Origin of the sequence: Paracoccus sp. (in: a-proteobacteria), assembly GCF_032007265.1 — a bacterium.
In the GTDB taxonomy this organism is placed as follows: Bacteria; Pseudomonadota; Alphaproteobacteria; order Rhodobacterales; family Rhodobacteraceae; genus Paracoccus.
In genome coordinates this window covers 1-8,373 of record NZ_DALZMB010000139.1, presented here as the reverse complement: position 1 = coordinate 8,373, position 8,373 = coordinate 1, and the positions used below count along the sequence as shown (strand labels likewise).

Genomic DNA, 8,373 nt, shown 5'->3' with positions numbered 1-8,373 from the left:
CCGGGGATCCTAAAGAGCCGGTGCCAGGTCACCCAGCCGTTGCGCGACTTGCCCCGCACACAGACACCGGTTGGGATCCAGTAGATTCGCTGGATCATGAGCCATGCCATCTCGCTATCCTTGATTTAGGGAAAAGGGATGCAGCATGGCCAAGCGTCCACGCGACACCCGAAACGAAGTGCGCCCGGTCAGGGATAATCCTGCCGGGCGCACTTCTAGATACTATCCAAATATCTCTCACAGAGGGCCATAAGGGGTCAAGGGCCTTTTTTAGTCCTGAAATCGATCATCCGCATCAGTGCCGCGCTCAGAGCTTCTGCGACTGCCTTTTTGTTTCTGCTGTTTAACTGCCAGCGGAAATGCCGAAGCACATCCGTCGCGCTCCAATCCTCGACGCAAACCCGATGAACAATATCGAGGTCGCTGAAGAGGCCGCGCGGATCCTCGCCCGCCTCGCGGATGGCGCGCATGCTCGGGCGGATGCGGCGGATCTTGAGTGCAATACCATGGCCCACCCGCCGTTGGAGCCTGTCCAGCTCGGCAGCGAGTTCAAGGCGGCGATCCATCCAATTGCCACCGTCTGCCGATCCGCCCGAGCTATGAAGGTTAGAGAGCTTGCAGCCATCGCCCTCAAGGATTTCGACCAGGTCACGGTAGCGGCGTCCGATAGCGACCTGCCCCGGCGTCAGCGGCATCGGGCGCTTGGCGCGCAGGGCCTGCGCCTGCATGCGGTCAAAGATGTCAGCGGATCGAATAGCCGAACGATGGCCGTAGCCCGTTGGGGCCGCGACGAACTCATCCTCGCCATGCGGTATGAGCTGGACCAAGCGCTGCAGCACGAAGCCACCCCGTCCAGGTGCGGCGATGATGTCGGGGCCGCACTCATCCGGAATTGACGCGGCATCGAGAACAGAGGCCAGGCGTGCCTTGTCAGCAGCGATGCGAGCGGACTGCGCATCTTGGTGTGCTTCCACCAGCTTGCGGCTGGCCGTCAAATCCATTTGAACCGCAACGCCCCGGCTATCGACAGAGAACACCACGCTTTGGCCGTTTTCGATCATCATTTTGCGGTCCCTCTTGTTCATTCTACTACCTGTTGTGGTCTTTATTATTGAGCTGGGCTTGATGGGCTTGAGTTGTTCAAAGCAGGGTTTGAAAATCAGGTCATTTTCTTATTCTCGTTTGTTTCTTTTCAATGAGTTATGGTTGTTTTTTGGGCTTGAGGGCTTGAAGGGCTTGAGAGTTAGACCTTTACGGGGAAGCTGTTCCCCCTAACCCCTTAGAAAATACGCGCGCGCATACATGGCGATTTTTCCGGCCCGTCTGGCCCTCAAGCCCAAAAACACGAATTAAGTGGTTGAAATATCTAAACCTCACCCCCCTCACCCCTCGAAAGTCTCTGGCCCATCCCTTGCCAAAGTCGCGCCCGTCTGGCCCAAATCCGAACCCAAGCCCTAGAAATGCGCGACGGGCCCGCAGGCCCGCCCAATCGACAGATGTGAGAATGGGGTGCGGGGTCATCGCGGCCCCCAAGTGCTGCCGGTGTCGCGAGACTGTGCATCCCGCATCCGCGAAGCGAAGTCTGGATCAAGACGAATACCGCGATAGCCAGTGACGCCGCTCTTGCCGGGTGCGAATGTCTTGTTTGTCTCAGGATGGCGCCAGACATCCGCTTTTGCCTTGAGCTTCAACGAAACCGTTCTTGGCCCCCAGCGCGTCTCGCCCCGCTCTTCGATCCAATAATTAAAGGCGTCACCAAGCTCACGTGCAGTCATGAAGTCGCCCTCGTAACCGCTAACGATGGTCGCATCGGCAAGGAAAGTACCGATCGGGTCACTATCCTTGCGATAGCTACCAGTTGCCTCAAGTACTTCAGCTGGCTCCGCCAGGCCCTGCTCGAGATAGGACAACAGACCTGCAACGAGCCAATTCAGGATGCCGGATCGCTCTGACCATAGGATATCGTCCAACTCCTTTTTCGGGATCCGCTTTTCTTCTGGGATCTGGACCGGAAAATTGACCAGCATCAGACGCCGCCAAATCCCGTCATCACCGCCGCGAATATCCGGCAAATGGTTGCCAGAGATGGTCAGCTTGAAGATTGGCCGGAAGGTGATGAAATCAGCGTAGAGCGCCCGGATCATCATCGGCTCACCGCCAGTCAGCGCCTTGATCAGCCCTTCCTGCAGGCGCTCACCCTCTTCCGGCTCAGAGGTCCGCACCATCCGCGCAGCGATCAGCGGCATGAGATCGGGCTGCGAATCCGAGCCGCCCTTTTTGTTCTTCCCGGTCAAGGATTCGATGCGCGCCGAGGCCGAGTAATCCCCCATCATGCGGCCCATGAGATCGACCAGAACCGATTTGCCGTTGGCGCCGCCGCCATGGAAAAATGCAAGTTTCTGGACATCGAGGCCGCTCATTGACAGGCCGAACCAGCGCTGGATGAACTGCCGCATCGTGATATTGGGCTGGATCTGTTCAAGAAAAGCGTCGAACCGTGGGCACTTGGCTTCCGGGTCATATTCGACCGGCATGACCTTAGTCAGCAACTGGCCGCGATCATGCGGGATCAGCTTTACATCGGACATCGGCGAGAACCCTTCGCCAGTAATGCGCTCAAAACGAAGCACGCCCGTTAAGGTGTTTACGTCGAGATCTCCCTTGTCCATTTCGCCGACATGATGCGCCAGCATGACACGGGCCTCGGCGATCAGGTTCGACATAGGCCCGGAGTTACCTGCGTTCTTCGCGTGGGTGAGCCGCCGACCGATCAAGGATTTATGGGTTTTCAGGGCGGCATCGATGCTGCGCAACCGGCTAGAGATATTTGCAAGCTCGGTCATCAAGGATTCATCATCCACAAATGAGGGGGTACCCTCGATCTCGCCACGCCGCTTGCGTAGCTCGCGCTCTTCCTGCAGCAATTTTCGATCGCGCGGCGATGGCTGGAGCCAGTCGATTTCCTGTTCGATCAGGCCAGACATTTGTTGCGCGCGGCCACGGATCAGGGGCGAGACATCGCGGCTAATTTCGTCATCCTTGTGCCAGCGCGCACCATCCCAGACGAACCAACCGACCTGCGACACGAATAGGATATCATCACCGAAATGCACAACGAACCGCCGTCCGTTGCCGAGATCGTTCAGCGGCTCGCGTGAGGACTTACTGACAGGATGCTCGGGCTCTTCGGCCTGATCCGCGTCTGATTCCGGAGGGGGCGGCGGGGGAGTATAGTCTTGAGGAAATTCGACATCATCCTCGGCAGCCATGCCCTCGGGCAGCGTTACATCCTCAGCCGCGCTCATTACATCGCGCACCGCATCCACCTGGTCGAAATCGTCGTCGTCAAAAGTCATTGATGCTGCCTCATCAGGATGTCGTTAAGGTCGCGGCCTTCACCGGCATGCACGATTTGCCCCTTCAATCCGGGGTTCTTCATCATCGCGCGTCGCAAGCCCGCTTCCAGTTTCGCTCGGGTCAGGCGGGGTTCGCTATCCCCGTCCTGCACATAAATCAGCCGCTTCACCCAGGGCGGCGGCACAAAGGCCTCGCTGTCGCCCATATCGGGTAAACCGGCATATTTCTTGCCCGGCCCGCTTTCACGGCGGCCGGACATATTTCCCAGGTCGACACCGCACCAATACGCCGCATCGAGCGGCTGGTGCGCCGCGATCAGGGCGGAAAGGGTCGTCTCGACCCCCTCGGCCATGATCATGGTCGTCGCGTGTTTCGGCGTGGCCAAACGGATGACAGCGCCCTTCTTTGATCCCAGTACTTTCTTGGATGGCAGGACCAGATCGGCATTGTCCGGATCGCGTAGAACCAGCTTGCCCTTGGGCTGATCGAGATCGAGCCAGGTGCGATGCACCGCCGTCACCCGGCCCGCCCCATCCACGACCGCGCAGATCATGGCCGCGCCGACATGCAGGGTCTGCCATTTGTTGCGCTCACCCTTGACCGGATGCACATATTTGGCAGCGGGATCGAACCGCATAGTCTTCGGCAGATCGCCAAGCAGCGCCGCCGCGATGCCACGGCGGGCCAGATAATCGCGCACCAGCGAGCCCTCGGCATCCTTGCTGGCAAACCAAAGTTCGCGCGCGGCCTTGATGGTCCGTTCCCGCTCTTGCACTCCAATGCGTTCTTGCTTCAGCCGGGCGGCTTCGGCCTTGCGGCGGCGATCTTCGCGCTCGGCATCGCTCAGCCCTTGGGCGGGGCCGCAAAGCCATTCTAGCGCCGCCCGGAAATCCATCCCAAGCGCCAGCTGCACCAAGGCAATCTGATCTCCCTTGGCATTGGCCGAGCAATCCTTGCGGCACTGGAAGATGTTTTTCTGTAGGTTGACCCCAAAGCGATCACGACCGCCGCAGTTGGGGCAAGGCCCGACCAGTTCACCACCAGCGCGGACGAGGTTGCCGACCTCGAGGCGCGACAGCACCTCGAGGATAGGCATGGCACGGGCCTCTGCGAGGCGCGGATCGTCCCGGCTCATGCTTTGCCCGCCAAGCGCCGCAGCACGACCAGAAGATTCGCCGCGGTGCGCTGATCCGGCGCGCCAGCAAAGGCAACGACATCCTCAACCATCATCTTTTTCCAGCGTGCGGCCACATCCTTCGCCGTAACATTCAGCTGATCGGCGATCATTTCGCCCGGGGTGCCTTTCAACAGCTCTTCAGCCAGATAAAGATCATCTTCGGGGGTGAAATCGTCGCTGAGTGCCGCGAGCAACTGGCGCTGGATCGCCGCCTGGCTAGATGTCAGGGGCGGGAGTTCAGTCGCAACTGCTTTCTCTGCTGTTGCTGGATTGGCCGGGGCAGATGATGCTTCGCGCGCAGCTTCGACCGCGACACTTTTCACCGTAGCCGCCGACAGCTTGTCCTTGTCCTTGGCCTTGGCGCGCCGGGCGGCAAACCACTTAAGCGCATGTTCCGGAATGGGGCGCTTGATGATCTTGCCCTCAAGGATGCGCAGGCGGTATTTGGCGGCGGCTTCGGTTCGCCCGGACGAGGCGGCGAAATCCGTCAACGTCTGCTTGTTGACAAGGATCGCCTGCAACAGCTGCAAATCCTCGGCAACAGACCAGTTCAGCGCAACGTTCGGGCTGGCGGCGGCTTCAGGCGCTGGGTGGATGGGGGCGGGCTCAGGCTTAGCCAGACCTTCGGCGATTGGGGCTGACTGGTCCAATACCGTGACGGGCGCGATGGAAACCGGAGCGTCCTGCGCAATCGTCGGCGCATCCTTGCGCGCACAGCTCAGGCATTCCAGCAACGGAGCCGAAATGATGCTCGGGGGACCAACCTCATCAACGGCCCACTTGGCAACGCGCGCCATATCGAGCAACGTTGCCCCCTCAGGTAAAATATGCGCCAACGAGCGGAGCGCGGTTGTTGAAATCATGGTCATCGGGATCCTCCCTGGATGCGGTCCCAAGCCTCGGCCATCCGAAACCTGTCCCATCTGTTCATCGCAACGGATGCTTCATCATGAAGTGATCCGTAATTACCTGGCCGCAGTGGCTTTGCGCGCGCGATACGCCCCGCGACAGAAATCAGTGGCTGCAGCTGCTGATTTCCTTTCGAGGTCATCGGCAGCGCCGCCCGCAGGATCTCGACCTGCAGTTCCAGATCGGCACGCTGACTGGCGATAATCTCAGGTCGGGAAATCAAGCCGAGCGCATGGATCAGGGTGTAATCTGCAAGAGACAGCTTCATGACCTCACCCATCGATGTCAGCTCGCGTGGTCCGCTCGGGCCAGCTGGCGCGCATAACGGACGCCATCAGCCGCTCACCTGCCCCGCACAAAGCATCGGGCAAATAGCGCAACTCAGGATAGCAAGCTGCAAAGGCCGCCAAATCGATGGTTAGATGATGCTCAGCGCCAAAGGCCGCATCGACCTCATGTACCGCATGCGACAGGGATCGCGGATCGACCGCTCTCGCCTTGGCCTGAAAGGCCACAGTCAAGGCCGCTATGCGTGCGCCAATCCGAACCTGATCGGTGGAACGAAACTGCATATCCTGTCCCTCTCGCATTTTGCGACAATTGATAAAAAAGCGGGGCGATCTGAGCAGAGACCGCCCCGCAGGCGTCACCGGACTGAGGCAGGCTTCGGTGAATTTTTGCCCTGGTGGCTTTCAGCCACCTCTCGGCCGGGCCAGCCCCAGGTTCCGGGGATCGTGCGATGAACAAATCCACTCGGGCCACACATCCCCGACAAGATTTCAGCCAGGTGCTGACACCCCGCATTAGCCTTGCCCGGTGGAACCTGAACGCCAAACATTTCAGCAAAACCCGGTTTGACGGCGAGTGAATGCGTGATCACGATGGCCGCGGAGAATCACTCGTATACGAAAGCGCACCCCCGTGAACGAAGCCAACCCGACGCGACAAATCGCACTGCTCACACGCCGCGTGAGCGCCCTGCAAGAAATCATCGTCGAGATGATGAAGATGGCGGCCTCCCAAAACCCAGATCTGCTACCTGAAATGGAGGAACGGCTAAGCTTCATTGCTGACGACTTCGCGGGCGACGGATTTGACGAGGAAGCAGCGACGGTGGAAACCGTTCTCGGGGACTTCATTGGAAGACCCTCCTAACGCCAGCGATCGATAGCAGCAGCTTCTTCCGAAGCCTTTCTGGCAGCTGCCTCTTGGTTCCGCTGCGCAGTTCGTCGCTGTTGGTTGCTCGCGGCGAGTCGCGCAGCGCGTTCCATTTGATGCATTCCAGCAGCTCGATTGAGGGCATTGATCATGCGTTCACAGGTCAGCTTTTCATCCGGTGTAGGTGCGGAACGCAAGCGGCTCCACCATGCCGGAAGACAGTCAGTCCATATCGTGTACCCGCGCGCGCCCCCTAGGCCGATGAACTGATTGCAGACCTCCTGTGCCTCGCCCTCCGAAACCGGATGCTGCTGGATCGAATCCGGGTCATGCATCGAGATCAGCGGCTCTGCTGGTGCGGGATCTTGGGATTTCATTACAACTACTTCCTCAGAGGCTTGTACGAAGAAAGCACCCATCAAGGGCACCAAATCAGGCTGATCCATCATTTCCCCCACATGATTTCAGGATAATTTGGCAGCGATTGTGCCGCGAAATCGACGACGTCGCCCGTCGGCGTGCAGAGACCATCGAACCAGTTGCACGAGGTCTGGAAGGTGACGCCAAAATGAACTGCGCAAATCTCGCGGCTGGCAAAGTTCGAGATCAGCAGCAGAGACCAGCGCCGGCGGAAGTTCTCAGGCTCGAGCCGCCCGACGGCACCATGGTTGCGGCGATGGTCAATCGCAGACCGGCCACGCCCGTCAAATGGGCTGGCATAAGACACGCGACCGATCGGCATGCGAGGATGTGAAAGCGAGTTACGCTTTTGAGGTTTGATCATGAGGCTGCTCTTGGGTTGGGGCCGCAGATGCGGCGGGGGATCCATTGACCGAAGAAGGACAGCGTTCAGTATTTGCGCTATCCGCGTCGAAAGAAGCGGCAGCGATATAAGTCATGAGACGCTCCGCGACATCTACAGTGCAACCGCCGCCGGACTTCAGGCGCCTGTAAAGGCGGCTATTCCCTACGGCTCTACCCGTTATCGTTGCGGGAGCCACTCCGATCTTCGTGCAGAGGCTTTCAATTGCGCTGATGATGTCATTCTTGGTCATGCCCGCATAAGGGACTACTGTCCCCTCACTGTCAAGGGACTTCTGTCGCCTAGCGTTACGATCCCCTCAGCGCGTACAAAAGCACCATGACAAAGCCATTTCACGTCGCGCTCAGCGACGCCATCGATACCACTGGTATTTCATTGAAGGCAGCATGCGAGGCTGCCCACGTCAGCTACGAACAGTTTAAAAAGTTCTTACAGAGGTCCCGGAAAGGCCTGCCAGCATCAACAAGCGTTGACGACTGCATCAAGCTTTCACATGCCTTTGGGCTAACGATTGACGAGATGGTTGGCGACGATACTGCCTGCCTTCGATCTGAAGTCGCCGATCTGTGGCGGCAATTGTCCCAGGCAGAGCGGGAGATTCTGCTAGCCGCCGCACGCGGGCAGCGCGTGAAGCAGGACAGCAATCAGCTACAATTGCTTGAAGCGCAGACCTTAGATTCAACAAGCAACCAGACTCATCCATAACCGACCCCCGCGGAACAATATCAGAACAATAGGCAACGCCCAAAGGCCTACACAACCCGGAATATTTTCCTCACAAGAAACTCGCCGTTAAGGCGATCGTCCAGCTTCGACGAATCAGTGTCACAGCAGTCAATAAGGGACTTGTGTCCTCTTTACCATTGACAGGGACTTCTGTCCTCTGCATCTTGCCTCCATACCGACCTTTCCGGATGGAGCCTGCACATGCACATTCCCACCGTCCTGT

12 protein-coding genes are annotated in these 8,373 nt (G+C 58.7%); 4 read left to right on the top strand and 8 right to left on the bottom strand.

Annotated elements, in window-relative coordinates:
* Positions 1–257: 257 nt before the first annotated feature.
* Both RTS12_RS18915 and RTS12_RS18910 read right to left on the bottom strand, forming a co-directional pair.
* Positions 258–1,001, bottom strand: coding sequence for a hypothetical protein (locus tag RTS12_RS18915; protein ID WP_312531275.1), 744 nt, complete (start codon positions 999–1,001; stop codon positions 258–260).
* Between the two features lie 516 nt (positions 1,002–1,517).
* A complete protein-coding gene (locus RTS12_RS18910) occupies positions 1,518–3,281 on the bottom strand; it encodes a phage/plasmid primase, P4 family (protein ID WP_409455718.1) in 1,764 nt (587 codons plus the stop codon).
* Here RTS12_RS18910 and RTS12_RS18905 point away from each other — a divergent pair.
* On the top strand, positions 3,237–3,359 hold the full coding sequence (locus RTS12_RS18905) for a hypothetical protein (RefSeq protein ID WP_312531278.1): 123 nt from the start codon (positions 3,237–3,239) through the stop codon (positions 3,357–3,359). The genes RTS12_RS18910 and RTS12_RS18905 overlap by 45 nt on opposite strands.
* Here the strand turns inward: RTS12_RS18905 and RTS12_RS18900 are convergent.
* Genes RTS12_RS18900 through RTS12_RS18885 form a run of 4 tightly spaced genes read right to left on the bottom strand, consistent with a single transcriptional unit; the run spans position 3,353 to position 6,015 of the window.
* Positions 3,353–4,492, bottom strand: a complete 1,140-nt coding sequence (locus tag RTS12_RS18900; RefSeq protein ID WP_312531273.1) for a hypothetical protein — start codon at positions 4,490–4,492, stop codon at positions 3,353–3,355. The two genes, RTS12_RS18905 and RTS12_RS18900, sit on opposite strands and share 7 nt — an antisense overlap.
* The gene (locus tag RTS12_RS18895; RefSeq protein WP_312531271.1) at positions 4,489–5,403 is read right to left on the bottom strand and encodes a hypothetical protein; all 915 of its coding nucleotides are present in this window, start codon (positions 5,401–5,403) and stop codon (positions 4,489–4,491) included. The genes RTS12_RS18900 and RTS12_RS18895 overlap by 4 nt, the downstream gene beginning before the upstream one ends.
* Positions 5,400–5,711, bottom strand: coding sequence for a hypothetical protein (locus RTS12_RS18890; RefSeq protein ID WP_312531269.1), 312 nt, complete (start codon positions 5,709–5,711; stop codon positions 5,400–5,402). Before RTS12_RS18890 ends, RTS12_RS18895 begins: the two co-directional genes overlap by 4 nt.
* Positions 5,712–5,715: 4 nt before the next feature.
* Positions 5,716–6,015 carry a hypothetical protein gene (locus RTS12_RS18885; protein ID WP_312531268.1) on the bottom strand — a complete coding sequence of 100 codons (300 nt, stop codon included), beginning with the start codon at positions 6,013–6,015 and terminating at the stop codon, positions 5,716–5,718.
* Positions 6,016–6,182: 167 nt separating this feature from the next.
* On the opposite strand from RTS12_RS18885, the gene RTS12_RS18880 reads away from it, so the two are divergent.
* Both RTS12_RS18880 and RTS12_RS18875 read left to right on the top strand, forming a co-directional pair.
* Positions 6,183–6,311 (top strand): hypothetical protein, encoded by a 129-nt coding sequence (locus RTS12_RS18880; RefSeq protein WP_312531266.1) that lies wholly within the window; start codon positions 6,183–6,185, stop codon positions 6,309–6,311.
* 53 nt (positions 6,312–6,364) lie between these two features.
* Entirely contained in the window at positions 6,365–6,598 is a 234-nt protein-coding gene (locus tag RTS12_RS18875; RefSeq protein ID WP_312531264.1) for a hypothetical protein, read from the top strand.
* Here RTS12_RS18875 and RTS12_RS18870 read toward each other — a convergent pair.
* Positions 6,595–7,047: a hypothetical protein gene (locus RTS12_RS18870; RefSeq protein WP_312531262.1), complete on the bottom strand. Its 453-nt coding sequence runs from the start codon at positions 7,045–7,047 to the stop codon at positions 6,595–6,597. The two genes, RTS12_RS18875 and RTS12_RS18870, sit on opposite strands and share 4 nt — an antisense overlap.
* A complete protein-coding gene (locus RTS12_RS18865) occupies positions 7,047–7,385 on the bottom strand; it encodes a hypothetical protein (RefSeq protein WP_312531261.1) in 339 nt (112 codons plus the stop codon). The genes RTS12_RS18870 and RTS12_RS18865 overlap by 1 nt, the downstream gene beginning before the upstream one ends.
* A gap of 357 nt (positions 7,386–7,742) precedes the next feature.
* Between RTS12_RS18865 and RTS12_RS18860 the strand changes: the two genes are divergently transcribed.
* Positions 7,743–8,129, top strand: a complete 387-nt coding sequence (locus RTS12_RS18860; protein ID WP_312531259.1) for a hypothetical protein — start codon at positions 7,743–7,745, stop codon at positions 8,127–8,129.
* Positions 8,130–8,373: the final 244 nt, after the last annotated feature.